Below are 26,264 nucleotides of genomic sequence, written 5' to 3' on the forward strand. Positions count from 1 at the left end.
CCGGCGCCTCACGCCGTCCTCCGCAGCGCGACGAGGTCCGCGAGCTCCGCGTCGGACAGTTCCGTGAGGGCGGCTTCGCCGCCGTCACCGAGCACCGCGTCCGCCAGCGCCTGCTTCGCGGCGAGCAGTTCCGCGATGCGGTCCTCCACCGTGCCCTCGGTGATGAGGCGGTGCACCTGGACCGGCTGGGTCTGGCCGATGCGGTAGGCGCGGTCGGTGGCCTGCTCCTCGACCGCCGGGTTCCACCAGCGGTCGTAGTGGATGACGTGGCCCGCCCGCGTGAGGTTCAGGCCCGTGCCCGCCGCCTTCAGGGACAGCAGGAAGACCGGGACCTCGCCCGACTGGAAGCGGTCCACCATCTCCTCGCGCCGGGCGACCGGCGTGCCGCCGTGGAGGAGCTGCGTGCCCACGCCCCTGGCGGAGAGGTGGGAGTCGAGGAGCCGCGCCATCTCCACGTACTGCGTGAAGACCAGGACGGCGCCCGCGCTCTCCGACTCCGTGAGGATCGTGTCCAGGAGTTCGTCGAGCAGCTCCAGCTTGCCCGAGCGCGGGCGGCCCGAACGGGTGGTGAGCGCGCCGTCCTTCAGATACTGCGCCGGGTGGTTGCAGATCTGCTTCAGCGCCATCAGCAGCTTCATCACGAGGCCGCGCCGCGCGATGCCCTTCGACGCCTCGATGCGGGCCAGTGTCTCGCGGACCACCGCCTCGTAGAGCGAGGTCTGCTCGCGGGTGAGCGTGACCGGGTGGTCCGTCTCCGTCTTCGGGGGCAGCTCGGGGGCGATGCCCGGGTCGGACTTCCTGCGGCGGAGGAGGAAGGGCCGGACCAGGCGGGCGAGGCGGACCATCGCCTCGTCGTTCTCGGCGTTCTCCCCGCCCTCCACCAGGCGCGCGTGCCGGGCGCGGAACGCCTTGAGGGGCCCGAGCAGCCCGGGGGTCGTCCAGTCCAGGAGGGCCCAGAGCTCGGAGAGGTTGTTCTCCACGGGGGTGCCGGTGAGGGCGACGCGGGCCGGGGAGGGGATGGTGCGCAGTGCCTTCGCCGTGGCCGCGTGCGGATTCTTGATGTGCTGCGCCTCGTCGGCGACCACGAGGCCCCAGGTCTCGCCGGCGAGGGCGGCGGCGCTCGTCCGCATCGTGGCGTACGTGGTGAGGACGAAGCCGCCGGTCAGGTCGGCGAGGGTGCGGCCCTGGCCGTGGAAGCGGCGCACCGGGACGCCCGGCGCGAACCGCTCGATCTCCCGCTGCCAGTTGCCGAGCAGCGAGGCGGGGCAGACCACGAGGGTCGGCGCGGGGTGCGCGCGGTGGAGGTGCAGGGCGATCAGCGTGATCGTCTTGCCGAGGCCCATGTCGTCGGCGAGGCAGCCGCCGAGGCCGAGGGAGGTCATGCGGTCGAGCCAGGCGAGGCCCCGCAGTTGGTAGTCACGGAGCGTCGCGTGCAGGCCGGGCGGCTGCGCGACCGTGGCGAGGTCGCCCGTCACCCGCTCGCGCAGTCCGGCCAGCGCGCCGACGGGCACGGCGGGCACCTGCTCGCCTTCGACCTCGGCCGTGCCGGTGAGCGCCACGGACAGGACGTCCACCGGGTCGAGAAGGCCGAGGTCCCGCTTGCGCGCCTTGCGGACCAGCTCGGGGTCGACCACCACCCACTGGTCGCGGAGGCGGACGACCGGGCGGTGCGCCTCGGCGAGGAGGTCCAGCTCCGCCTCGGTCAGGGGGTCGCCGCCCTGGTCGCCGAGCGCGATCTGCCAGCGGAACTCCAGGAGCTCCTCGGTCTTGAAGAAGTCGAAGTTGTCCGCGGCGGTGCCGGGCGCGGGGCGGACGACGGCCGTGGCGGTGAGGCCGCGCGTCAGCTCGCGCGGCCAGTGCACGGTCACGCCCGCCGCGCCGAGCCGGCCGGCCGCCGCGCCCAGGAGGTCGTACAGCTCCTCCTCGCTCAGCGGCAGCACGTCGGGCACGGGCCGCTCCAGCAGACGGGCCAGGGGCGGCCACACGCGGGCCGCGCGCCGGACTGCGAGCAGGGTGTCCACTGTGGCGCGGGGGCCGAAGTGGTCCGCTCCCGCCCAGAGCCGCGGCACGTCGGTGACGAGCGAGGGGTCGGCGAGGCTGTGCACCTGCACGACGGCCGCGGCGGGGCTGGCCACGGCCGCGCGGGAGACGCCTTCGCCGGCCGCCGGGTCGGACCTGCTCCCCCGGCCCGCCCCTTCCGTGTCCGCCCCGTCGAACACCTCGTGGGCCCGCAGATCGAGCCGCAGCGACACCCGCACCCCGGCGTCGACCCCGGCAGCGACCTCGGCGGCCCAGCCCCGCGCCCCCGGCAGCCGCTGCGGCTCGTGCGCGGCGAAGGGGGCGCCCACGGCGTGCGCGGCGGCGGGCGACCGCGGCAGGGCGTCGACCACCGCGTCCACGAAGGCCCTGACCAGGGCGAACGGCTCCGGAAGCAGCAGTGGTCCGGCCCCCGGCAGCGGCACCGCGTGCGCCTCGGCGGGCAGGGCGGCGGCGATGGCTCTGAGCTGGGCGACGTCGGTCTCGTCCAGCGGTCCCGCCCGCCACGCGTCGAAGTCGCCCGCGGTGACGCCGGGCAGCAGCCTGCCGCGTGCGGCCAGGTGCAGGGCGTGCCGGGCGGCGGCGCCCCAGCAGGCCGCCGCGGGATGCGGGCGCGCGGCGCGCAGCAGCGGCGGCACGGCCTCGGCCACGGGCAGGAACAGCGCGGGGACGGTACGCGCGCGGGCCCCCTTGCCGTGCTTGCGCGCGACGGCGATCTCCCCCCGGCCGCCGGCCCACGTCTCCCCCGGCCCGGAACCGCCCGCGGGCCCGCCGCTCCCCGGCAGCTCCCCGCCGTCCGGCCGCCAGAACGCGATCCGCCCCTCCCTCGGCACCTCCGCCGGAAGGAAGACGGCCGCGCAGGAGCGCACGACCGAGGCGTGGCCGGCCATCGCCGCCTCCGCTGTCACCGCCACCACCTCGCTCCGTCCCCCGCACGCGCCCGGCGGGGCCCTCCCTCACGAGAGCCCCAGCTCAGAGCGCCCGTTCTCCGCGTCCGATCCCACCATTCGCCACCCTAGGCCAGACCACTGACAACGGGCTCCGGCGCCCGGAGCACAGGGCAGCACCGGCCGGACGGGGCAGCGCCGGCCCCGCGGAAATCGGGATGCGGCGGCGGTCCCCGGCACCGCATCATCACCGCATGGCTCTTCCGGAACGCACCGTCGTCCCCACCCTCTTCCCGCCCCCCGGCTACGCGCACGCCGCGGTGGTCGAGGCAGGCACCCGCCTGGCCTTCATGGCGGGCTCCGTCCCGCTCGACCCGGAGGGGAAGCTCGTCGGTGAGGGAGACGTCACCCGCCAGACCGAGCAGGTCGTCGCCAACCTCGACGAGGCCCTCCGCGCGGTGGGCAGCGACCTGTCGCACGTGGTGGCCAGCACGGTGTACGTGGTCGGCGACGAGGTCACCGCGCTCACGGAGGCCTGGGCGGTCGTCCGCGAATCCGCCCTGCACGCGGGCCCCCACACCTCGACGCTGCTCGGCACCGCCTGCCTCGGCTATCCGGGCCAGCTCGTCGAGATAACGGCCACGGCCGTCGTCCCCGACGGCACCGGTACGGGCGCCGGGGGCGGCTCGTGACCGCTCCGATCGAGCTGCGCCGGGCCACCGGGCCCGACGGTGCCGCCGTCGCCGACGTCTATCTGCGCTCCTACGACGCCGCTCTGCCGACCGTGCGCCGGGCCCACACCGACGACGAGGTGCGGGACTTCTTCACGTACGCCGTGGTGCCGCGCGGCGGGACCTGGCTCGCGGAAGCCGCGGGCGAGCCCGTCGGCATGATGGTGCTGGAGGGCGACGAGCTCAGCCAGCTCTACGTCGCCCCCGACTGGCGCGGGCGCGGCGTCGGCGACCGGTTCGTGGCCCTGGCCAAGGAGCGCAGCCCGCGGGGCCTCTCCCTGTGGACGTTCCAGGTCAACGCCCCCGCGCACCGCTTCTACGCACGCCACGGCTTCACCGAGGCGGAGCGTACGGACGGCTCGGGCAACGAGGAGCGCGAGCCGGACGTCCGCTTCGTCTGGCGGCCCGGTGCTCAGGTGCCGTCGGGCTGAGGCTTGGCCCGCCGTGCCAGGCCGAGGGCGTACTCGGGCCACCACTGCCCGGCCTTCGGCCCGCCCCGGCAGGTCCCGTCGGACTCGCCGGGCCGCTTGACCCACAGGTAGGCGTCGAGCGAGGCGTCGCCGGTCCTGGTGGTGGGCGGGGTGCCGAGCGCGCGGCCCGGCGGGTTGCACCAGGCGTCCGCGCCCACGTAGGGGCCGTTGCCGTTGCGGCTGCTGTCGACGACGAAGCGCGCGCCGCCGCCGAGCGCCCGGACGAGCCGGTGGCCGTACTCGGTGCTCGCCGCGTCCGTGTAGTGGTTGGCGACGTTCAGCGCGAAGCCGTCGGCCTCGGCGATGCCCGCGGCGCGCAGCGGGGCGACCAGGCGCCGCTCGTCGGGAATCCAGCCCGCGTTGCCCGCGTCCAGGTACACCTTGGTGTTCGGCGCGCGCTTCAGGGTCCGCACCGCGTGGGCGAGCAGTGCGTACCGTTCGCCGGCGGCGGCTCCCTCGCAGCCGGCCACCATGTGCGCGACGGCGTCCGGCTCGACGATGACGTAGGCGCCCGTGGTGCCGAGCCCGGCGGCGAACGCGTCGATGTACCCGCGGTACTGGGCGGCGTCGCGGGCGCCGCCCGCCGAGTACGACCCGCAGTCGCGGTGCGGGATGAAGTAGGCGACGAGGACGGCGGTGCGGCCCTGCTCCGAGGCCGCCTGCACCTGGGCCCGCACGGCGGCGCCCGGCGCGGCCTCGTTCAGCCAGACGGCCTGCGGGCGCGCGGCGACGCGCTCGATCATGCGGGCGTCGTCCGGCCTGCCCTGCCGTCGCCACTCGGCGGCCTGCCGGGCGGCGGCGCTGTCGGGCTCGACCCAGAAGGCCCCGGCGCCCCCTCGTACCGCCCCTCCCGCGCTGTCCGGTACCGCACGCCCGTCGTGGGTGTGCGCGTGCCCGGCCGCCGCCACGGCGAGCAGGAGGGCGACGGCCGCCGACGCACGGGCGAGGAGGCGGGGCCTGCCGCGGCCGAGCGGGAGACGCGGGCGGCTTGGGGGCTGTTCCGGCACCGGGAGCTCCACTCGCTCGGCGCCGGTCCTGCCCGGCGCGTTCCCCGGAGTCTGCGGTCGCCGCGCCCCCGCAGCGGCGCCTCACCCGCCGGGACGGCGGCAGTTCACCCCGGAGAATCACTCCTACGGCAGCGGCGCTCGCCCGGCACTCAGCGCCCCCAAGTGCGCGCCCCCGCCCGGGTTTTGCCCCCCGCTCCCGGCGAGGAGCCGTCAGGCGTTCCGCATGCGCCCGTAGGCGTACACGCAGCCCGCGAGGGCCAGGTCGGAGAGGAGCATGAAGCCGATCGAGTACGAGTCCTTGGCGCTGTAGATCGCGCCCATGACCAGGGGCGGCAGGAAGCCCCCCAGCCCGCCGACGGCGCCCACGATGCCGGTGACGGAGCCGACCTTCGGCTGCGGGGTGACCTGGGAGACGAGCGCGAAGACACTGCCGCTCGCGGTGCCGAGGCCGGCCGCCATGAGCAGCAGGCAGACCGTGCCCACCGGATACAGCCTCGGATCGAAGGCCTGTACGACGGCGAAGAGCGCGACCAGCGCGAGGGCGCCCGTGGTGACCGTGGCCGGGTGGAGGCGGTCCGACAGCCAGCCGCCGACGGGCCGGAAGACGACGGTGACCAGCGCGAACCCGGCGGCCTTGGTGCCCGCGTCGGTCGGCGAGAGGTCGTACCAGGTCTTCAGGTAGGTGGGCAGGTACACGCCGAAGGCGACGATGCCGCCGAAGCCGATCGCGTAGAGCGCGGAGAGCTCCCAGGTGACCCGCAGCCGTCCCGCCCGGCCGAGGCGGGTGCCGAGGGAGTCGGTGGGCACGGGCCTGTCGGGGCGGTCGGTGATGAGCAGCGCGGCGAGCGCGGCGTAGACGGCGAGCGCGATGGCGACGACGACGTACGGCAGGTTGTCGCCGTGATTGGCGATGCGGGGCGTGAAGTAGCCGGAGAGCGCCACGCCGCCCATGCCCATGCCGAAGACGCCGAGCGCGAAGCCCCTGCGGGCCGGCGGGAACCAGGAGTTGACCAGGGGGATGCCGATGGCGAACGTGGTGCCGCCCAGGCCGAGCAGGAAGCCGACCGCGAGCATCGCGCCGAAGCTGTTCCTGGCCGGGATGATCAGCAGCACCGGGATGATCGTGAGCGCCGAGACGAGGGGGAACATCAGCCGGGCGCCGTAGCGGTCGGTCAGGGCGCCGACCGGTACGCGCCCGAGGGAGCCGACGATCACCGGTACGGCGACCAGGAGCGACTGCTCGAAGGAGCTCAGGCCGAGCCGGTCCTTGAAGTCGCTGCCGAGCGGCGCCACCAGGTCCCAGGCCCAGAAGGTGAGGGTGAAGCCGATGGTGGCGACGGCCAGGTTCCGGTAGGCGGCACCGGAGGGCTTCGGCGCGCCGGCACCCGCGCCACCGGCCCCGGTGCCCGCCCGGTCGGCATCGGACGCCCCGGAGGGACGGGAAGGCTTGGCTGCACGCGTCTCATCCACGACCTCACGCTAGGAAGCACCGCCCGGCGCGGCCTCCTCTGCTGGGCCGTTCGGGTGCAGGCCCGCTTCGAAGGCCGCCGAGCGCAGCACCTCCCGCAGCATCCCGGGCGTGAGGCGCCCGGTGAACGTGTTGCGCTGGCTGACGTGGAAGCAGCCGAACACGTCGAGCGGCTCCTGCCCCTGCCCGCCCGCGAGCCGTACGTGCGCCCCGTGCCCGAAGGCGGGGCGCGGCCTCGGCACCTGCCAGCCCGCCGCCGCGAAGGCGGGCAGCGCCGCCTGCCAGCCGAAGCCGCCGAGCACGACGACCGCCCTGAGGGTGGGCGCGAGCAGCCTCAGCTCGCTCACCAGCCAGGAGCGGCAGGTGTCACGCTCCTCCGTGGTGGGCTTGTTGGCGGGCGGCGCGCAGTGCACGGGCGAGGTGATGCGGGTGCCGTACAGCGTCAGGCCGTCGTCGGCGCTCTCGGCGGTGGGCCGCGAGGCGAGGCCGACGTCGTACAGCGCCGGGTAGAGGAACTCTCCCGAGCGGTCGCCCGTGAACATCCGTCCGGTGCGGTTCGCGCCGTGCGCGGCGGGCGCGAGGCCGATGATCAGGAGCGAGGCGTCGTGCGGGCCGAAGCCGGGCACCGGGCGTCCCCAGTACGTCCAGTCCTCGAAGGCCGCCCGCTTGGTGCGCGCGACCTCCTCGCGCCACTCGACGAGGCGGGGGCAGGCGCGGCACCCGACGATCCGCTGGTCAAGTTCGCTCAGGCCGTCCATGTCCTCCACCGTACGTACGCGGGCGTCGTCATCACTGACCACACGTACCCGCGAACGTCCACGTCAGCGCGGTCGCCACGGCCGATCCGTGCTGCCGGGGCCGGACGCGGTCTAAGGTTCGGTGCATGGCTTCGGAGACTTCGGGCGGCGGCCGGGAACGCGCACCGGGCGGTACGCGGACCGACGAGGGCACCGTGCGCGTGGACAGCTGGATCTGGTCGGTCCGCCTCACCAGGACGCGCTCGTCGGGAGCGGCCGCCTGCAAGGGCGGCCACGTACGCGTCAACGGAGAGCGGGTCAAGCCCGCGTACGGCGTGCGCGTGGGCGACGAGGTACGCCTGCGGCAGGCGGGCAACCGGGAGCGGATCGTCGTCGTGAAGCGCCTGATCCGCAAGCGCGTCGGCGCCCCGGTCGCCGTGGAGTGCTACGTCGACAACTCACCGCCGCCCCCGCCCCGCGAGGCCGTCGCCCCCGCGGGCATCCGCGACCGCGGCGCCGGCCGCCCCACGAAGCGCGACCGCCGCGAGCTGGAACGGCTGCGGGGCGTCGAGGAGGGCTAGCGTCGGCGGCCGGGTCCTGCGACGCACGGAAGTCCCGGCGGCACGCCCGGTGTGACGGCGTGTCGCCGGGACTTCTCCGCAGCGGCCCGACGGGGCCACCGGGGCCACCGGGGTCAGTGGCGCAGGGTGCGTATCCGGGCCAGCAGCTTCGTCGTCTCGCCTCGGCGGGACCAGGCGATCCAGGCCAGCGGGAGGATCAGGACCGGCGGCGTGGCCGCGTTCTCCCCGCCGAGCGCCGTCACCGACACGACGAACGCGCCGACCATCAGCCCGACGAACGCCGTCGCCGCGACGGACGACAGCAGCGGCAGCAGCAGCGCGATCCCGCCGAGCACCTCCAGCGCCCCGATCGTGTACATCCCGGGCGCGCCCCAGCCCAGCTCGTCGAAGGCCTCGACGGCGGTCGGGTGCGCGATCACCTTCGGGGCTCCGCTCGCGGCGGCGAAGAAGACGCCGAGCAGCGTCTGGACGGTGCGCAGCGCGATGCGGGCGCCGCGGCTGCGGGGGGCGGTGGACGCGGGGGTGACGGCCGTGGCGGTTGCGGTCGTGGCGGTCATGGTGGTCTCCCTGGTGAGCGGCGGGGCGGCGGGTCCGCGCCCTCCCGGGCTTCCGGCCTGCCGTGCTGTTCTGCTGTCACCTGGATAGACGGTCCCGCACCGCCGAACTCATCGCTCCCGCGCCGCCTTTGGACGTTCCGCTACAGCGGGAACCAGCCGTGCCCCGTGTACCAGTGGCCGCCCGCCCGCAGATGATCGCCGACGGCGCGCTCGACCGCGGTCCGCCCGGGCAGTGCGGCCACGGGCAGCTCCCTGTCGCCGAAGACGAACGCGACCGGGTCACCGTCCTCCGGCTCCCTCCCGTACCCCTCCGCCAGGTGGAAGCGCTCCTGGAAGCGGACGATGTTCGTGTCCGCCGGCAGATGCTCCTTCAGCTGCGGATCGAGCAGCCAGGAGTGGCAGACGGCCGTCTCGTACCGCTCCTCGGGGTAGTGGCGGGCGAAGAACCGCCGCGCCAGGGCGAGCGACCGGTCGCAGGCTTCGGGGGACAGCGGCCCGCGGAAGGCCGCGATGTGCAGGTTGAGGCAGGGGTCGCCGGGGCCCGCCCAGTGCCCGGCGGCGGCCGCCGCGCCGCCCATGCGCTCGCCGAGGACCGCACGCTGGAACTGCAGTCTGCCGATCTGGTAGAGCTCTCCGCGGAAGTGCAGGCCGAGCCAGCCCGGCACGAGCAGGCCGGGTCCGCCGCGGGCCCCGCGGTGCACCGCGATGTGCCGCCCCAGGTCGGCGAGCGTATGGCGGGAGATGTCGGCGGGGATGCCGCGCTCGCGGTGGTGGGCCCGCACGTGCGGCAGCGCCGCCACGTACACGAACACGAAGAAGCAGCGGCCGAGCTCGCCCCACGCCTCGGGCAGCACCGGCTGCCGGCCGCCCCCGCCGACCGTGCCCATGTCACGTACGAGGGCGTCGACGCAGCGGTCGAGCAGCAGGCGCACCTCCGGCTCGGCCAGGAGCCGGGCCCGCAGGGCCACGAGGGTGTTGATGTCCTCGTGCGGCACACCGAGGTCGAGCAGCACCTCCGGCAGTCCGTCGGCGTCCGGGAGCTCCGCCTCCGCCCGGGGCGGCCCGGCGCTCTCCAGCTCTTCCAGCCAGGCGCGGAGACTCGTATCGGACCTGAGCGCTTCCAGCACGTTCCCACCCTCTTTATCCTGGAATGGAGGAGACGACCCCTGATGACGCATACGCACCGCACCCAGCACCCCGCCCCGCGTCCGCCCCGTACCGGCAGCGAACCGGTGACCGCGCGGAGTCCGCTCCGCATGCGCCTGTGGTTCAGCGTATGGGGGCTGCTCTGGGCGGCCTTCGGAACCGCGGCCTTCGCCCTGACCGGGCGCACCGGCTGGGCCGTGGCGTGCGGCGTGCTCGTGCTCGTCGTCGCGGCCGACCTGGCGTGGGTGGTACGCCGGCTGCGCCAGGGCCCGCACTTCCAGCCGGGCCGCGACATCCCGCCGTACGAGCCGTCGGACCCGCGCTAGCCGGCCCGGGGAGGCCCGGGCGCACCGACCGGCCCGGGGAAGCCCGGTGGCCGGGCGGTCAGCTCTCGTCGTCGAAGCGGGCCGCCGCCAGATACTCCGGCTGGGGGTCGAGCGCCGCCGCGAGCCGGAAGTGGCGTCGCGCGCGCTCGGGCCGCGCGCCGCGCTCGTAGGTGCGGGCGAGCGCGAAGTGCGCGAAGGCGTTGTCGGGCTCCCGCTCCAGGACGATGCTGAACTCCAGCTCGGCGGCGCGCAGTTGCGCGGAGGCGAAGAAGGCGCGCGCCCTGAGCAGCCTGGCCGCGGTGTTCTCGGGGTGGGCGGCGATGACCGTGTCCAGCAGCTTGACCGCGCCGCGCGGATCGCGCGCGGCGAGGAGCTGCTCCGCCGCGCGGAAGTCGATGACATGCGTTTCCGGGGTGATGTCGGGCACGCCGGACTCCTTCCCTCGCTCCCCCGCGCCAACGCCCGCCACAGCGGCATCTATTCCGCGGGCACCTCGCGCGACGTCATGGGCGCGCTCTGCGGACGAGATCCGCCCACACCGCGGCCACCCGCTCACCGAGGCCCGCGAGCGGCCCGTCGTTGTCGATCACGATGTCCGCGATCTCCAGGCGCTGGTCCCGCGTGGCCTGCGCGGCCATCCGGGCGCGGGCGTCCTCCTCGCTCATGCCGCGCAGCCGCACCAGGCGGTCGAGCTGTGTCTCCGGGCTCGCGTCGACGACGATCACCAGGTCATAGAGGGGCGCGAGGCCGTTCTCGGTGAGCAGCGGCACGTCATGGACGACCACCGCGTCCTCGGCCGCCGTGCGTTCCAGCTCGGCGGAGCGGGCGCCGACGAGGGGGTGCACGATCGAGTTGAGCACGGCGAGCCTCTCGGCGTCGGCGAAGACGACGGAGCCGAGGCGGGGCCGGTCGAGGGAGCCGTCGGGGGCGAGGATCTCCTCCCCGAAGGCCTCGACGACGGCCGCGAGACCGGGAGTCCCCGGCTCGACCACCTCGCGCGCGATCCTGTCGGCGTCGATCAGGACGGCTCCGGACGCGGCGAACAGCCGCGAGACTTCACTCTTGCCGGCGCCGATCCCACCGGTCAGGCCCACCTTCAGCATGATCGGAAGCTTAGGGCCTGGGTCCGAGAGCGGCGTCAGGGCCCCGGTGTCACCCCTCGCCCTCCCGCTCGGCGAGGAAGCGCTCGAACTCGCGGCCGATCTCGTCGGCGGAGGGGATGTCCGCCGGTTCGGCCAGCATGTTGCCGCGGTCCTGGGCCCCCGCGGCCGCGTCGTACTGGTGCTCAAGCCCCTGGACCAGCGCGACCAGTTCCTCGTCGCCCTCCTGGATCTGCCGGTCGATCTCGGTCTGGGTGCGGTGGGCCTCGGTGCGCAGCCCGTGCGCGGCACCGGGCAGCACCAGGCCGGTCGCGGCGGTGATCGCCTCAAGGACGGTGAGGGCCGCGTCCGGGTACGCGGAGCGGGCGATGTAGTGCGGGACGTGGGCGGCGAGGCCGAGCACGTCGTGTCCCGCCTCCAGGAGGCGGTACTCCACCAGGGAGGCCGCGCTCCCCGGCACCTGTGCCTCGTCGAAGGGGCTCCGGTGGCCCGGCACCAGGTCGGTGCGGTTGCCGTGCGGGGTGAGGCCGACGGGGCGGGTGTGCGGCACGCCCATGGGGATGCCGTGGAAGTTCACCGCGAGGCGGACGCCGAGCCGCTCCACGATCTCCTTGACGGCCGCCGCGAACCGCTCCCACTCGATGTCCGGCTCGGGGCCGGAGAGGAGCAGGAAGGGCGCCCCCGTGGCGTCCTGCAGCAACCGGACGTCGAGCGTCGGGACCTCGTAGTCGGTCCAGCGGTCGCGCCGGAAGGTGAGCAGCGGACGGCGGGCACGGTAGTCGACGAGCCGGTCGTGGTCGAACCGCGCCACCACCTGCCCGGGAAGGCTGTCCGTCAGCCGCTCGACGATCTGGTCGCCGGTTTCGCCCGCATCGATGTAGCCGTCGAAGTGGTAGAGCATGACAAGACCGGCCGACTCCTGCGCCAGCGCCATGTCGACGACGGCCAGGCCCTTCGGCTCCCACGCGTACAAACCCTGCGGATCAAGCACTGTGACCGCTCCTCCTCGTGTTCCTGAGGAAGAACAAGCCGAGCGGCCCGCTCATTCCCGCCCGCGGCGCGATTCCGTCCCCACGAACACGCTTACGGGGGCGGCCAGTTCACCCGCACGCGCCGCACACCCAACCCCGGCCCCCTACCTTGACGCGGACATGTCGCACCTCTACGTTCATGTGCACACCCGGCGTTCACGTGGAAGAACCGCACGGGAACGCCCTCTCCGGACGGGAAGGCCACCCCCCATGCGCACCCGACGAGCACTGCTCACCGCCCTGCTGACCGCGACGGCCGCCACCGCGGGCCCCGCCGCGAGCGCGACCGCCGCTCCCGGCGCGGCACCCGCGCGGACCATCGAGGTGTCCACCGCCGCCCAGCTCAAGGCGGCGCTCACCGACGCCTTCCCCGGCGACACGATCCATCTGGCCGACGGAGACTACGCCGGGAACTTCGCGACCTCGGTGGCGGCGGGCGCCGGCTCCCGCATCACGCTGACCGGCTCCCCGAGGGCGGTGCTCAAGGCGGGCGGCGGCTACGGCCTGCACCTGAACGGGGCCGCCTACTGGACGGTGAAGGGCATCACCGTGACCGGCGGCCAGAAGGGCATCATGATCGACTCGGCGCGCGGGGTCGTCGTGGACGGCGTCACGGTGCACGGCCTCGCCATGGAGGGCGTCCACTTCCGCAAGTCGAGCCGCGACGGCGTGATCAGGAACTCGCGCGTGTACGACACGGGCAAGGACGGCCGCGGCATGGGCGAGGGCATCTACGTGGGCACCGCCAACACGCTCTCCGACAGGAGCGACAACGTCCAGATCCTCGGCAACACGATCGGACCCGGCGTCGGCGGCGAGGCGGTCGACATCAAGGAGGGCACCACGGGCGGCAAGGTCGCGGGCAACACGTTCGACGGCAAGGGCCTGACCGGCGTCCACTACGACGACTCATGGGTCGACGTGAAGGGCAACGACTACGTCATCGAGAACAACACCGGCAAGAACACCACGAACAACGGCTACGAGACCCACTCCCAGCAGTCCGGCTGGGGCTGCGGCACGGTCTTCCGCGGCAACAGGTCCACGCTGACGGGCGCGACGGGCGACAAGCGGCTCGCCATCAACGTGACGAACCACCGCGGCGGCTGCGAGACGACGGTCCACGCCGACAACACGGTCACGGGCGGCAGGGGCCTGACGAACATCCCGGTCACGCCGTAGCAGTGGCGGCGGAGCCCCGGAAGAGGACCCGGAGGGTCCCTGAAGGGGTGCGGGGAACCGCGCGACAAGCCCCCGGCACGCGAAACGGGCCCGCGTCCCCCCGAAGGGAAACGCGGGCCCGCAGCGCTATTCAGCTACGCCCAGGGGCGAGCCTCAGCTCTGGCCACCGGCCAGCTTCTCGCGGAGCGCGGCGAGCGCCTCGTCCGAAGCCAGGGCGCCGGAGTTGTCGTCCGACTCCGAGGAGTACGAACCGCCGCCGCCACCGGACGCGGCCGGAGCGGCGCCGGCCGGAGCCGCCGCACCCTCGGCCTCGGCCTGCGCGTCGGCCTCGCGGCTCTTGATGACCTGGGCCTGGTGCTGCTCGAAGCGCTGCTGCGCCTCGGCGTACTGGGTCTCCCAGGCCTCGCGCTGGGTCTCGTAGCCCTCGAGCCAGTCGTTGGTCTCGGGGTCGAAGCCCTCGGGGTAGATGTAGTTGCCCTGGTCGTCGTAGGACGCGGCCATGCCGTACAGGGTCGGGTCGAACTCGACGGCCGACGGGTCGGCGCCGAAGGACTCGTTGGCCTGCTTCAGCGACAGCGAGATCCGGCGACGCTCAAGGTCGATGTCGATGACCTTGACGAAGATCTCGTCGTTGACCTGGACGACCTGCTCCGGGATCTCCACGTGGCGCTCGGCCAGCTCGGAGATGTGGACCAGGCCCTCGATGCCCTCGTCGACGCGCACGAACGCACCGAACGGAACGAGCTTGGTGACCTTACCGGGGACGACCTGCCCGATCTGGTGCGTACGGGCGAACTGCTGCCACGGGTCTTCCTGCGTCGCCTTGAGCGACAGGGACACGCGCTCGCGGTCCATGTCCACGTCGAGGACCTCGACGGTGACTTCCTGGCCGACCTCGACAACCTCGGAGGGGTGGTCGATGTGCTTCCAGGAGAGCTCGGAGACGTGCACGAGACCGTCGACGCCGCCGAGGTCCACGAACGCACCGAAGTTGACGATCGAGGAAACGACGCCGGAGCGGACCTGGCCCTTCTGCAGGGTCGTGAGGAAGGTCTGGCGGACCTCGCTCTGGGTCTGCTCAAGCCAGGCACGGCGGGACAGGACCACGTTGTTGCGGTTCTTGTCCAGCTCGATGATCTTGGCCTCGAGCTCCTTGCCCACGTAGGGCTGGAGGTCGCGGACGCGGCGCATCTCGACGAGGGAGGCCGGCAGGAAGCCACGGAGGCCGATGTCGAGGATGAGACCACCCTTGACGACCTCGATGACGGTACCGGTGACGATGCCGTCTTCTTCCTTGATCTTCTCGATCGTGCCCCAGGCACGCTCGTACTGAGCGCGCTTCTTGGACAGGATCAGACGGCCTTCCTTGTCCTCCTTCTGGAGAACCAGGGCCTCGATCTCGTCACCGACGGCGACGACCTCGTTCGGGTCGACGTCGTGCTTGATGGAGAGCTCGCGGCTCGGGATGACGCCTTCGGTCTTGTAACCGATGTCGAGCAGGACCTCGTCCCGGTCGACCTTCACGATGACGCCGTCGACGATGTCGCCGTCGTTGAAGTACTTGATCGTCTCGTCGATCGCGGCGAGGAAGGCTTCCTCGTTACCGATGTCGTTGACCGCTACCTGCGGGGTGGTGGCGGTGGTCTCGGTGCTGCTCGTCATGTGGGTAAGGGCTCCGGTACGGACATTGAAGTCGTAGGTACTGCAACGCCGGAGCCGATTTCGCTCTGCAGAAGCCGGACAGCCTAGGAAGCGCGACTCCCGGAAAACGGAAGGCGCCTCGACAACCGAGGGGACATACAACAGACGCGAGCGCAGCCTGCTATGTCTGAGGAGCGCAGGCTCGCAGCGCAACTTGTAGCATACGGGGGCAGCCGGGCAGGGTCAATGCGCGAAGGCGCACACCCGGGGCGGATCGCCGCATACCCGGCACAAAACCTGTCACATGAGGCCACACGGGCCGCACGGCGCGCCCTCGCGACGGGTCCGACGAAGATTACGACGATGGAGCCGATCATCCAAGAGTCCGAACCGCCCGAGCCGGAAGCCACCCGCCGTGAGGCAGACGTCACCGAGAGCAGCCGCGCCAACCGCGGCTGGTGGGACCGGAACGCCGACGACTACCAGATCGAGCACGGCACGTTCCTCGGCGACGACCGCTTCGTGTGGGGCCCCGAGGGGCTCGACGAGGTGGAGGCGGAGCTCCTCGGCCCGCCCGAGGAGCTGAAGGGCAAGGACGTCCTGGAGATCGGCGCCGGCGCCGCCCAGTGCTCGCGCTGGCTGCTCTCCCAGGGTGCCAGGCCCGTCGCCCTCGACCTCTCGCACCGCCAGCTCCAGCACGCGCTGCGCATCGGCGGTTCCGTGCCGCTGGTGCAGGCCGACGCCGGGGTGCTGCCCTTCAGGGACGGCTCCTTCGACCTGGCCTGCTCCGCCTACGGCGCGCTGCCCTTCGTCGCCGACCCGGTGCTCGTCCTCAAGGACGTGCACCGCGTGCTGCGGCCCGGCGGCCGGTTCGTCTTCTCCGCCACGCACCCCATCCGCTGGGCCTTCCCCGACGAGCCCGGCCCCGAGGGCCTTTCCGTGGCGGCCTCCTACTTCGACCGCACTCCGTACGTGGAGCAGGACGAGGAGGGGAACGCCGTCTACGTGGAGCACCACAGGACCATCGGCGACCGGGTGCGGGACATCGTGGCGGGTGGCTTCCGCCTGGTCGACATCGTGGAGCCGGAGTGGCCCGCCTGGAACACCCAGGAGTGGGGCGGCTGGTCCCCGCTGCGCGGCAACCTGATCCCGGGTACGGCCATCTACGTGTGCGTACGGGACTGACCGGATCATCCCTGAGACTGACCGGGTGATCCCTGACGCCGCCGCACTGAACCTGCCCGTCCGCGAGGCGCTGCCCGCCCTCCGCACCGCTCTGGAGGGCCCCGGCAGCGCCGTGCTCTGCGCGCCGCCCGGCACCGGCAAGACGACGCTGGTGCCGCTGGCGCTCGCGGGCCTGGTCGACGTGGCGGGCGCCAGTACCGGCGTACGCCGTGTCGTCGTCGCCGAGCCGCGGCGGATCGCCGCGCGGGCCGCCGCCCGGCGCATGGCCTGGCTGCTCGGCGAGCAGGTGGGCGACCGCGTCGGCCACACCGTGCGCGGGGAGCGCGTCGTGGGCCCGCACACGCGCGTGGAGGTCGTCACGACCGGTGTCCTGCTCCAGCGGCTCCAGCGCGACCAGGAGCTGGACGGCGTGGACGTGGTGATCATCGACGAGTGCCACGAGCGGCACCTGGACGCCGACACCGTGGCGGCCTTCCTCGTCGACGTACGGGCCGCGCTCCGGCCCGAGCTGCGTCTGGTGGCCGCGTCCGCGACGACCGACGCGGCGGGCTGGGCGCGGGTCCTCGGGGACGCGCCCGTGGTGGAGGCGCGGGGCGTCAGCCACCCGGTGGAGGTCGTCTGGGCGCCGCCCGCGGCTCCCGTGCGGCCCCCGCACGGCATGCGGGTCGACCCCGCGCTGCTCACGCATGTGGCGTCCGTGGTGCGGCGGGCCCTCGCCGAGCGGGACGGGGACGTCCTGTGCTTCCTGCCCGGGGCCGGCGAGATCGCGCGGGTGGCCGGGCAGCTCGACGGCCTGGGCGTGGAGGTGCTCCAGGTGCACGGGCGGGCTCCCGCCGCGGTGCAGGACGCGGTCCTCGCCGGTTCCGCGGGCCGCCGGGTCGTGCTCGCCACGTCCGTGGCCGAGTCGTCGCTGACGGTGCCGGGGGTGCGCGTGGTCGTGGACTCGGGGCTGGCGCGCGAGCCGCGCGTGGACCACGCCCGGGGGCTGAGCGCCCTCGCGACGGTGCGCGCCTCGCAGGCGGCGGGGCGGCAGCGCGCGGGCCGGGCGGGGCGCGAGGCGCCGGGCGCCGTCTACCGCTGCTGGGCGGAGGCCGAGGACGGGCGCCTGCCGCGCTTTCCGGCGCCGGAGATCAAGGTGGCCGACCTCACCGCGTTCGCCCTCCAGGCGGCCTGCTGGGGCGATCCCGACGCCTCTGGGCTCGCTCTGCTCGACCCGCCGCCCGGCGGTGCGATGGCGGCGGCGCGTGGCGTGCTCGCGGCGGTCGGGGCGGTGGACGCGGAGACGGGGCGGGTCACGGAGCGCGGCGCCCGGCTGGCCCGGGTGGGCCTGCATCCGCGCCTGGCCCGCGCCCTCCTCGACGCGGCGCCCCTGGTGGGCCCGCGGGAGGCCGCGGAGGCCGTCGCCCTGCTGAGCGAGGAACCGCCGCGGGAGTACGGGGACGACCTGGGCGCGGCGTGGCGGTCGGCGCGCCGGGGCGGGGACGGGTACGCGGGGCGGTGGCGCGCGGAGACGAGGCGGCTGGCCGGGGCCCTGACCACCGCCGGGGGGCAGGCGGGCGGGAAGGGGGGCGTCCGCGGGGGCGGTGCCGTGGAGGCGGCTGCGGGGGCCGTGGCGGCGCTGGCCTTTCCCGAGCGGGTGGCCCGGCGGGTCGGTGGCGGGGCCTATCTCATGGCCGGCGGAACCCGTGCCGAGCTGCGGCCGGGGTCGGCGCTGACCGGCGCCCCCTGGCTGGCCGTGGCCGCCGCGGACCGTCCCGTCGGCGCCGGCCACGCGCGCGTGCTGCTGGGCGCGCCCATCGACGAGGACGTCGCGCGGAGCGCCGCCGCGGCGCTGTACCGGGCGGGGGACGAGGTGGCCTGGTCCGGGGGCGATCTCGTGGCGCGGCATGTCGAGTACCTCGGAGCGGTGGAGCTGAGCGCCCGCCCGCTCCGTGACCCGGAGCCCCGTCTCGTACGACAAGGTCTGTTGAGCGGGCTGCGGGATGAGGGGACCGAGCTGCTGAAGTGGTCCCGTGGGGCGCGTGAGCTGCGGCAGCGGCTGGCGTTCCTGCGCCGGCACCTCGGCGCGCCCTGGCCCGACGTGTCGGAGGACGCTCTCCACGCGTGCGTGGACGAGTGGCTGGAGCCCGAGCTCTCGCGGGCGCGGCGCCGCTCCGACCTCGGCGGGATCGACGCGGGGCAGTGCCTCGCGCGGCTGCTGCCGTGGGCCGGGGGCCAGGCCGTGCGCCTGGACGAGCTGGCCCCCGAGCGCCTCGAAGTGCCGAGCGGGTCGCGTGTGCGGCTCGACTACGCCGATCCGGAGCGGCCCGTCCTGGCGGTGAAGCTCCAGGAGATGTTCGGCCTGGCGGAGACTCCGCGGATCGCGGACGGGGCCGTGCCCGTCCAGGTCCATCTGCTCTCCCCCGCGGGGCGCCCGGCGGCCGTCACGGCCGACCTCGCGTCGTTCTGGCGCGAGGGCTACCGCGCGGTCCGTGCCGAGCTGCGCGGCCGGTACCCGAAGCACCCCTGGCCCGAGGACCCCGCGGCAGCGGAGCCGACCCGGTACACCAAGGCCCGCCAGGCGCGTCGTGAGGCGGGTGCGTGACGCCCCGCGCCTAGGCGGTGGCCGGCTGCGGTGCGGTGCCGCTGGAGGCCGTCGGTCCGGGGCCGCCCCTTCCGCGGCCGCGGGCCTCCAGCCAGAGCGAGAGGGCGAGCAGGAGCAGCCCGAGGCCGAGGAAGCCCCAGGGCAGGTAGGAGGTCAGCAGGAGCACCAGGACGCGCTGGGACGTGACGAGGTCGACCGTGTCCTCGACGTAGTCCCCGCGCATCTTCACGTGCCCCTCGAAGACCGTGAGCTTGTCGCGGTCGCCCAGGAGGGTGCCGCCGCGCAGCTCGTTCTTCTGGATCTCCTCGCCGTAGACGGGTGCCCCGGTGGCCGGTTCGACCCAGAACTTGCGGACGGTGGTGTACCAGCGTGTCGTGCCGGTCTCGCTGAGCGACTCCGCGGTGATGCCCTTGACCGGCATCGTCTTGGGGAAGGGGACCTTCGTCCAGGGGATGGTCTGCTCGAAGTAGTAGACCTCCAGGCCCCGGAAGTTCCGCGTCCCCTTGTAGTGGATGGGCTTGGTGACGCGGGCCTGCGCGTCGAAGTACGCGTAGTCACGCTTCTCGGTCAGGAACGGCCACTTGAACTCGATGCCCTGGCGCCTGACCGGGTCCCCGTCGACGGACTCCCCCGCCGCGTGCACCGGTTCCTGGCTGTGGGCGTCGAAGATGTAGCGCTCGGGGATCTTGGAGACCATCTTGCCCTTGTCGTCCTCGACGTAGCTGAGGGCGTCCCAGACCACGACGTCGCGGTCGGTGCTCTCCTCGATCTTCTCGGACGCCTCCACGTTGCCCTTGAGGGTCTGCACGATGGTGACCTTGTCGATCTTCTTGGCGGTCATCGTCCCGTAGTCGATCAGGGTGGGGTTCTCCGCCTCCAGAACCGCGTCCTGGTACTGGCCCGGCGGGATCTTCGCGAGGCGCGGGAAGGCGTACCAGCGCGTGAGCGGTGACATGGCCGTGAAGAACACGGCGAAGGCGAGCAGGACGAGGCCTGCCTTGCGGCGCATCGCGACGGGCCCTCCCTCCGTCTACGGGGCTCTGGGCGGTGGCTAGGGGTGCTCGGGCACCGTGGTGAGCAGCGGCTCCGGTGAGGTCTCGCCCGGCGGGGCGCCGATCGCCGTGACGGTCAGGACCAGGGCGAACGCTGCCGCGAGCCCGATGGCGGCGGCGACGAGAGCGCGCATACGGGGCCTTTCTGCCGGACTCCGACGGGAACTGATAGGGCGTCAGGTCCGGGCACCGTAGCAACGCGGCGGCCAGATGAGAACACGTCGCACGAGAGGACCGCCCCCGCGCCGTGGTCGGCGCGGGGGCGGTCCTCTCGTGGCTTCGCGGGCGTCCCGCGTCGCGGGGGCGGGTCAGGCGGCGGGCCCGTCCGTCGCCTCCGGGGCGTCCGGTGCGGTCGTGGCGCCGGGTGCGGTCGTGGCGTCCGGTGCCGCCGTCTCCGCGACCTTCAGTTCGACGGTGAGCGTGGCACCGCCCTCGGTGACGACGCGGAGCACGTACGTGCCCGCCGCGTCGTCCGCGTACAGCTTCGGCAGCCGCAGCAGGCCGTCGCGGTCGGTCTTCAGGCCCTTCAGGGCGCGCACCGGCCTGCCGTCCGCGTCCTTGAAGTAGGGGCCCTTGTCGTTGACGGTCGCGTCCGCCGCGGACTTGACGAGGGTGGCGGTGGCCGCGACGCCGTCGGCCGCCTCGCCCTTGTAGGTGGCCCTGACCTCGACCCGGTCCGCGAACTCCTTGCCCGGCGCGCAGGTCAGGGCCTTGTCGCTGGTCCTCTTGAGGGCGTCGGCCCGGCGCGCGGTGACCTCGCCGGCGACGTCGAGGCCCGGCAGCTTCCGGCCCACGACCGTGGCCCGCACGGCGAACGCGCCCGTCTTCTCCCCCGCCCTCAGCGCGGGAGCGGTGGCCTTGCCCGCGGCGTTGGTGGTGACGTAGACGCTGCGCACCCCGCCCTCGAAGCGGGTGTCGGTGTCGCCGACGACCCTGAACTTCACCTTGACCTTGCCGACGGCCGCGCCCGACTTGGCCTCCGCGCGCACCGAGACGCGCCCGGCGAAGGCGTCGCCCGCCGTCGCGGAGAGCTTGCCGGTGCCCGCGTTCTCCAGGCGGGCGACCCGCTCGGAGGGCGAGGGGGTCGGGCCGGGGGTCTCGGAGCCGCCGCTGGACGGGGGCGTGGTGGGTCCCGTGCCGCCGCCGTTGCCCGGGGTGGTCGGGTCCGTCGGCTTGCCGGAGCCGCCGGGCCCGTCCGGGTTCTTCGGCTTGTCCTGCTTGTTCGACCCGCCGGGCTTCGGGGTGGTCGACGGAGGGGGCGTGGTGACCGGCGTCGGGCTCGCGCCGGGGACGTTCTCGTCGCTGCGGTCGTCCGGCAGCACACCCTTGCCGTCCGGGACCTCGTGGGTGCCCTTGCGGTAGTACTCCAGCCACGACAGGACGGTGTTGTAGTACTCCGTGGAGCGGTTGTAGCTCAGGATCGCCTGGCGCAGGTCGGCGGCGACGGACAGGTCACGGTCGTTGGCGCACAGGTAGTGGCCGGCCGCGAGCGCCGCGTCGTAGATGTTGTTGGGGTCCTTCTTGCCGTCGTCGTTGCCGTCCCGGCCCGCGAACGCCCACGTCGAAGGGATGAACTGCATGGGGCCGACCGCGCGGTCGTGCGTCGTGTCGCCGTCGTAGGCGCCCTTGTCGGTGTCGGTGATCTTCGCGAAGCCGATGCCGTTGAGGGGCGGGCCGAGGATCGGCTTGAGCGTCGTGCCGTCGGCGTCGACACGGCCGCCGCGGGCCTGGCCCGACTCGACCTTGCCGATGGCGGCGAGCAACTGCCAGGGCAGGTTGCAGCCGGGCTTGGACTCGGCGAGGGCGGACTCAGCCTTCTTGTATGCGTCGAGGACGGTGGCGGGCAGGCCCGCCTCCACCTCCTTGTCACCGCCGTTCGGCGGGGCGCCGGTCGGCGGCACGGGGCTGTGCAGGGGCGGCAGATCCGTGTAGTAGGGCGAGTCACCGGTCGCCGAGTCGCCCGACGGCGAGGGCGCGTCCGCGGCTCCCGCCGCCGTCCCGTCGCGCGGGACACCCGTCACGCCCGGAGCCTGCGACGCGGCGAGCGCCGCCACCGCCGCCGCGGCGACCGCGCTGGTCACCGCTCCCCTCCGCAGCCGCCTGCCCAATACCGGCGCCATGACCGAGCCACCCCTCCCCTTCGCAGACCGTTGCGCGCCGACCCCGCCTCCGTACACGCCTGCCTACGTGCGCGCGTGCTCCCCGGCGGGGTGACCCTGGCGACACTACGACAACTTCCGGCGCCCGGGCACCCGTTCGTGCCCGGTTTTTACCGGTTGACCGACGGTCGCGACAGGGCTGTTACGTCATGGGGCCGCCGCCCGGCCTCTCCGCCGGAGCCGAACCGTCCGGAACCTCGCTGATCTCGCTCTCCGGCGTGAAGTCCTGGCCGACGGCGCGGCCCCTGTTGAGGTTGCGGTGCACCGCCTGCGCGACCCGTTCCACGGTCCGTACGCCGTAGGCCATCGAGGGGTTGCCGTGGGAGAGGATCGCCATGCGGTACGTGCGGCCGTCGCCGGCGAACGTGCCGATGCTGTGCACCCGCCAGCCGTGCTTGGCGCGCGGCAGCCAGCCGTTCTTGAGGTGGGCGCGGACGCCGCGCGGCACCCCCGCCGGCACGCCCCAGCGCTGGTCGCGCCGTACGTCGGCCATCTGCCGCAGCCCGTACGCACGCGCGCGTGCCGTGAGGACGCCCCGGTCGTCGGCGAGCGCGCCGAGCAGGCGCAGCTGGTCGGCGGCCGTGGTGGCGGTCAGCCCCCAGTAGCCGTAGGAGCCCGGGGTGGTGCGGGTCGTTCCCGCGACGCGCAGGAACCGCTTGAGGTAGGCGTGGCCGAGGTCGGCCCAGAGCCGCCGGGCGGCCTCGTTGTCCGAGCGGGTGATCATGGGGCGGATCTTCGCCCGCTCCCAGGAGGTGAGCGAGCGCCGCAACCCCTGCGCCCGGCGCAGCGTGGCCTCCATCATCAGGACCTTGGCGATGCTCGCCGAGTCGTAGCGGCGGTGGTTCGCCAGCCGGCAGACGGTGCGGGTGCGGCTGTCGTACACGGCGATGGAGACGGTGCCCCGCCGGTGGGCCAGCGCCGCCCTGATGTCCTGGCTCATCCGGCCGGCGAGGGTCCGGTCCCCGTCGGCGGTACACAGGTCCGTGCCCGTGCCCGTGCCCGTGCCCGTGGCCGCGCCGCCCGCCGTGCCCGTGGCCGCGCCGCCCGCCACTCCGGCTGCCGTGCCCGTGGCCGCGCCGGTGCCCTGCGCGTGGCCGGCTTCGGCGGCGGTCACCGGCACCGGGGCCAGGAGGACCGCGGCGAGTGCCGCGGCGAGCACGGAGCGGCGGCGCTTCGGCAGGCTAGGGATCATTTCGCCATCCTTGCCGCGTCCGCGGTGCCGGGCGCGGGGGCGACCCCCACGCGAGTGAGGCCGTCCCTCGTCAGCCCCGGAAAGGGCGAAGCCTGGCAGAAGCGAAGCCCCGGGCAAGGGGCGCGGGGAACCGCGCGAACACCCCGGACGCACCCGCGGCCGAACACGAACCCGCAAGCCCCGGCGCAACCACCGCCACGGGCCTCCGGTGCCCGTACACCTACAGGCGCATCGTGGCCGACCGCGCAGTTCCCCGCGCCCCTCACGGGGCACCCCCCAACCCCGGAAGAGGGCGAAGCCCCCGCCAAGAGACGCGGGGAACCGCGCGAACACCCCGGACGCACCCGCGACCGAACACGAACCCGCAAGCCCCGGGAAGGGGCGAAGCTCGGCAGGGGCGAAGCCTCGGGCAGGGACCGCTGCCCCGCCCGGGAGGGCTAGTGCGCCGCGGATTCCCAGTTCGGGCCCACCCCGACCGACACGTCCAGCGGAGCCCGCAGCGTCACCGCTCCCGCCATCTCCCTGCGCACCAGCTCCTCCACCCGGGCGCGCTCGCCCGGGGCGATCTCCAGGACGATTTCGTCGTGGACCTGGAGCAGCATGCGGGAGTCGAGCTCCGCCTCCGTCAGGGCACGGTGCACGTTCAGCATGGCGATCTTGACGATGTCCGCCGCCGTGCCCTGGATCGGGGCGTTCAGCGCCATCCGCTCGGCCATCTCGCGGCGCTGGCGGTTGTCGCTGTTGAGGTCGGGGAGATAGCGGCGGCGGCCGAGCATCGTCTCCGTGAACCCCGTGGCGCGGGCCTCGTCGACCGCGCGGCGCAGATAGTCCCGCACCCCGCCGAACCGCTCGAAGTAGGTGTCCATCAGGCCCCGCGCCTCACCCGCGTCGATGTTCAGCTGCTGGGAGAGGCCGAACGCGGAGAGGCCGTACGCCAGGCCGTAGGACATGGCCTTGATCTTGCGGCGCATCTCGGCGTCGACGGCGTCACGCTCGACGGCGAAGACCTGCGAGGCCACCGTGGTGTGCAGGTCCTCGCCGGAGGTGAACGCCTCCAGGAGGCCCTCGTCCTCGGAGAGGTGCGCCATGACGCGCAGCTCGATCTGGCTGTAGTCCGCGGTCATCAGCGATTCGAAGCCCTCGCCGACCACGAAGCCGCGCCGGATCGCCCGGCCCTCGTCCGTGCGGACGGGGATGTTCTGGAGGTTCGGCTCCGTGGAGGAGAGGCGGCCCGTGGCCGCGACCGTCTGGTTGAACGTGGTGTGGATGCGGCCGTCCGCGGCGATCGACTTGATCAGGCCCTCGACGGTGACCCGCAGCTTCGCCTGCTCGCGGTGGCGGAGCATGATGACCGGCAGCTCGTTCTCCGTCTGGGCGGCGAGCCAGGCCAGGGCGTCGGCGTCCGTGGTGTACCCGGTCTTGGTCTTCTTCGTCTTCGGCAGGTTCAGCTCGCCGAAGAGGACTTCCTGGAGCTGCTTGGGCGAGCCGAGGTTGAACTCGTGGCCCGCGGCGGCGTGCGCCTCCTTCACCGCCTGCTGCACGGCTCCGGCGAACTGCTGCTCCATCGCCTCCAGGTGCGCGCGGTCGGCGGCGATGCCGTGCCGCTCCAGCCGGGCCAGGAGCGCGGACGTCGGCAGCTCGACGTCGGCGAGCAGCTCGCTGGCGCGGACCTCCCGCAGCTTTTCGCCGAAGGCGGTGCCCAGGTCGAGGACGGTGCGGGCCTGCGACATCAGCGAGTCGGCCTCGGCCCGGTCGTCGTCCTCCGTACCGAAGGCGAGCTGCCCGTCGGCGGCGGAGGCGGGCGCCAGCTCACGGCCCAGGTACTCCAGGGAGAGCGCGTCCAGGGCGAAGGAGCGGCGGCCCGGCTTGACCAGATACGCGGCGAGGGCGGTGTCCATGGTGACGCCGTCCACGCTCCAGCCCTGCTCGGGGAAGACCCGCATCACCGACTTGGCGTTGTGCATGACCTTGGGCTTGGCCGGGTCGGAGATCCACGCCGCGAAGGCGTTCTCGTCCGCCTCGTCCAGGGTGGCCGGGTCGAACCAGGCGGCCGCTCCCCCGGCGGCGGCGAGCGCCACCTCGGTGACCGTGCCCGAGCCGAGCTGCCAGGTGTCGACCGTGGCGATGCCGAGGACCGCCTTGCCGTGCTCGGCCAGCCACGGGGCCAGCTCGCCCGCGCCGAGCACCGCGCCGTCCAGCTCGACGCCGGGCTCGGCCGGGGTCTGCTCGGCCTCCTCGGCGCCCGGGTCCACGGCGAGGAGCCGCTCGCGCAGCGAGGGGTTACGGATCTCCAGGGTGTCCAGGACCATGGCGAGCGCCGTCCTGTCGTACGGAGCGCGCTCCAAGTCGTCGACCGTCCTGGGCAGTTCGACGTCGCGGACCATCTCGGTCAGGCGGCGGTTGAGCTTGACCGCCTCCAGGTGGTCGCGGAAGTTCTGCCCGGCCTTGCCCTTGACCTCTTCGGCGCGCTCGACCAGGTCGGCGAAGGAACCGAACTGGTTGATCCACTTCGCGGCGGTCTTCTCGCCGACGCCGGGGATGCCGGGGAGGTTGTCCGACGGGTCGCCGCGCAGCGCCGCGAAGTCGGGGTACTGGCTGGGGGTGAGGCCGTACTTCTCCTGGACCTTCTCGGGGGTGAAGCGGGTCAGCTCCGAGACGCCCTTCGTGGGATACAGCACCGTGACGTGGTCGGTGATGAGCTGGAAGGAGTCCCGGTCGCCCGTGACGATGAGGACCTCGAAGCCGGCCGCCTCCGCCTGCGTGGCGAGCGTGGCGATGACGTCGTCCGCCTCGAAGCCCTCGACGGCGAAACGCACCGCGTGCATCGCGTCGAGCATCTCGCCGATCAGCTCGACCTGCCCCTTGAACTCGTCCGGGGTCTTCGAGCGGTTCGCCTTGTAGTCGGAGAACTCCTCGGAGCGCCACGTCTTGCGCGACACGTCGAACGCCACCGCGAAGTGCGTGGGCGCCTCGTCGCGCAGCGTGTTCGCCAGCATCGACGCGAAGCCGTAGATCGCGTTCGTCGGCTGGCCCGTCGCCGTCGTGAAATTCTCCGCGGGCAACGCGAAGAACGCCCGGTAGGCCAGGGAGTGCCCGTCCATGAGGAGCAGGCGCGGGCGCTGCCCGGCGCTCGCCTCGCCGGCCTTCGTCGCCGCGGTCTCGGACTTCTTCTTCGCTGCTGTTTCTGCCAC

General features: G+C 73.7%; 22 protein-coding genes. 7 read left to right on the forward strand and 15 right to left on the reverse strand.

Features of this window, described 5'->3' with window-relative positions; genetic code table 11:
* Positions 1–8: 8 nt before the first annotated feature.
* A complete protein-coding gene (locus tag AB0I16_RS00770) occupies positions 9–2,927 on the reverse strand; it encodes a DEAD/DEAH box helicase (protein WP_363247304.1) in 2,919 nt (972 codons plus the stop codon).
* 251 nt (positions 2,928–3,178) lie between these two features.
* Here AB0I16_RS00770 and AB0I16_RS00775 point away from each other — a divergent pair, with 251 nt between their 5' ends.
* Together AB0I16_RS00775 and AB0I16_RS00780 are read left to right on the forward strand one after the other, a co-directional pair.
* Entirely contained in the window at positions 3,179–3,616 is a 438-nt protein-coding gene (locus AB0I16_RS00775) for a RidA family protein (protein WP_363247111.1), read from the forward strand.
* Positions 3,613–4,086: a GNAT family N-acetyltransferase gene (locus AB0I16_RS00780; RefSeq protein ID WP_363247112.1), complete on the forward strand. Its 474-nt coding sequence runs from the start codon at positions 3,613–3,615 to the stop codon at positions 4,084–4,086. Before AB0I16_RS00775 ends, AB0I16_RS00780 begins: the two co-directional genes overlap by 4 nt.
* Here AB0I16_RS00780 and AB0I16_RS00785 read toward each other — a convergent pair.
* The 3 genes from AB0I16_RS00785 to AB0I16_RS00795 form a co-directional block, all read right to left on the reverse strand.
* Positions 4,068–5,132, reverse strand: a complete 1,065-nt coding sequence (locus AB0I16_RS00785; protein WP_363247113.1) for a glycoside hydrolase family 6 protein — start codon at positions 5,130–5,132, stop codon at positions 4,068–4,070. The genes AB0I16_RS00780 and AB0I16_RS00785 overlap by 19 nt on opposite strands.
* Before the next feature lie 210 nt (positions 5,133–5,342).
* Complete coding sequence (locus AB0I16_RS00790; protein ID WP_363247305.1) at positions 5,343–6,476, reverse strand: MFS transporter; 1,134 nt, start codon at positions 6,474–6,476, stop codon at positions 5,343–5,345.
* 135 nt (positions 6,477–6,611) lie between these two features.
* Entirely contained in the window at positions 6,612–7,358 is a 747-nt protein-coding gene (locus AB0I16_RS00795) for a uracil-DNA glycosylase (RefSeq protein ID WP_363247114.1), read from the reverse strand.
* 125 nt (positions 7,359–7,483) lie between these two features.
* On the opposite strand from AB0I16_RS00795, the gene AB0I16_RS00800 reads away from it, so the two are divergent.
* Positions 7,484–7,918 (forward strand): RNA-binding S4 domain-containing protein, encoded by a 435-nt coding sequence (locus tag AB0I16_RS00800; RefSeq protein ID WP_363247115.1) that lies wholly within the window; start codon positions 7,484–7,486, stop codon positions 7,916–7,918.
* A 113-nt stretch (positions 7,919–8,031) separates the two neighbouring features.
* On the opposite strand, the gene AB0I16_RS00805 is transcribed toward AB0I16_RS00800, so the two are convergent.
* On the reverse strand, positions 8,032–8,475 hold the full coding sequence (locus AB0I16_RS00805; protein ID WP_363247116.1) for a DoxX family protein: 444 nt from the start codon (positions 8,473–8,475) through the stop codon (positions 8,032–8,034).
* A 140-nt stretch (positions 8,476–8,615) separates the two neighbouring features.
* Positions 8,616–9,602 (reverse strand): acyltransferase domain-containing protein, encoded by a 987-nt coding sequence (locus AB0I16_RS00810; protein ID WP_363247117.1) that lies wholly within the window; start codon positions 9,600–9,602, stop codon positions 8,616–8,618.
* A gap of 42 nt (positions 9,603–9,644) precedes the next feature.
* On the opposite strand from AB0I16_RS00810, the gene AB0I16_RS00815 reads away from it, so the two are divergent.
* A complete protein-coding gene (locus tag AB0I16_RS00815) occupies positions 9,645–9,947 on the forward strand; it encodes a DUF6343 family protein (RefSeq protein WP_363247118.1) in 303 nt (100 codons plus the stop codon).
* Positions 9,948–10,005: 58 nt separating this feature from the next.
* Here AB0I16_RS00815 and AB0I16_RS00820 read toward each other — a convergent pair whose 3' ends face one another.
* From AB0I16_RS00820 to AB0I16_RS00830, 3 genes are all read right to left on the reverse strand, one after another.
* Entirely contained in the window at positions 10,006–10,374 is a 369-nt protein-coding gene (locus tag AB0I16_RS00820) for a tetratricopeptide repeat protein (protein ID WP_363247119.1), read from the reverse strand.
* Between the two features lie 76 nt (positions 10,375–10,450).
* Positions 10,451–11,050, reverse strand: a complete 600-nt coding sequence (gene coaE, locus AB0I16_RS00825; protein WP_363247120.1) for a dephospho-CoA kinase — start codon at positions 11,048–11,050, stop codon at positions 10,451–10,453.
* Positions 11,051–11,099: 49 nt separating this feature from the next.
* Positions 11,100–12,038: a PAC2 family protein gene (locus tag AB0I16_RS00830; RefSeq protein ID WP_363247121.1), complete on the reverse strand. Its 939-nt coding sequence runs from the start codon at positions 12,036–12,038 to the stop codon at positions 11,100–11,102.
* A gap of 250 nt (positions 12,039–12,288) precedes the next feature.
* Here AB0I16_RS00830 and AB0I16_RS00835 point away from each other — a divergent pair, with 250 nt between their 5' ends.
* Positions 12,289–13,260: a right-handed parallel beta-helix repeat-containing protein gene (locus AB0I16_RS00835; protein WP_363247122.1), complete on the forward strand. Its 972-nt coding sequence runs from the start codon at positions 12,289–12,291 to the stop codon at positions 13,258–13,260.
* A 153-nt stretch (positions 13,261–13,413) separates the two neighbouring features.
* Here the strand turns inward: AB0I16_RS00835 and rpsA are convergent, their stop codons facing one another.
* On the reverse strand, positions 13,414–14,922 hold the full coding sequence (gene rpsA, locus AB0I16_RS00840) for a 30S ribosomal protein S1 (protein WP_062780336.1): 1,509 nt from the start codon (positions 14,920–14,922) through the stop codon (positions 13,414–13,416).
* 342 nt (positions 14,923–15,264) lie between these two features.
* Between rpsA and AB0I16_RS00845 the strand changes: the two genes are divergently transcribed.
* On the forward strand, positions 15,265–16,086 hold the full coding sequence (locus AB0I16_RS00845; protein ID WP_363247123.1) for a class I SAM-dependent methyltransferase: 822 nt from the start codon (positions 15,265–15,267) through the stop codon (positions 16,084–16,086).
* Positions 16,087–16,111: 25 nt separating this feature from the next.
* Positions 16,112–18,670: an ATP-dependent helicase HrpB gene (gene hrpB / locus AB0I16_RS00850; protein WP_363247124.1), complete on the forward strand. Its 2,559-nt coding sequence runs from the start codon at positions 16,112–16,114 to the stop codon at positions 18,668–18,670.
* Between the two features lie 10 nt (positions 18,671–18,680).
* On the opposite strand, the gene AB0I16_RS00855 is transcribed toward hrpB, so the two are convergent.
* From AB0I16_RS00855 to polA, 5 genes are all read right to left on the reverse strand, one after another.
* Positions 18,681–19,679, reverse strand: a complete 999-nt coding sequence (locus tag AB0I16_RS00855) for a DUF3068 domain-containing protein (RefSeq protein WP_363247125.1) — start codon at positions 19,677–19,679, stop codon at positions 18,681–18,683.
* A gap of 42 nt (positions 19,680–19,721) precedes the next feature.
* Positions 19,722–19,856, reverse strand: coding sequence for an SPW_0924 family protein (locus AB0I16_RS00860; RefSeq protein WP_363247126.1), 135 nt, complete (start codon positions 19,854–19,856; stop codon positions 19,722–19,724).
* A 174-nt stretch (positions 19,857–20,030) separates the two neighbouring features.
* Positions 20,031–21,842, reverse strand: coding sequence for a lytic transglycosylase domain-containing protein (locus AB0I16_RS00865; RefSeq protein ID WP_363247127.1), 1,812 nt, complete (start codon positions 21,840–21,842; stop codon positions 20,031–20,033).
* Positions 21,843–22,023: 181 nt separating this feature from the next.
* Positions 22,024–23,073: a serine hydrolase gene (locus AB0I16_RS00870; RefSeq protein ID WP_363247128.1), complete on the reverse strand. Its 1,050-nt coding sequence runs from the start codon at positions 23,071–23,073 to the stop codon at positions 22,024–22,026.
* 437 nt (positions 23,074–23,510) lie between these two features.
* Complete coding sequence (gene polA / locus AB0I16_RS00875; protein ID WP_363247306.1) at positions 23,511–26,174, reverse strand: DNA polymerase I; 2,664 nt, start codon at positions 26,172–26,174, stop codon at positions 23,511–23,513.
* Positions 26,175–26,264 lie beyond the last annotated feature (90 nt).

The sequence above is a fragment of the Streptomyces sp. NPDC050703 genome (assembly GCF_040654435.1).
Classification (GTDB): domain Bacteria; phylum Actinomycetota; class Actinomycetes; order Streptomycetales; family Streptomycetaceae; genus Streptomyces.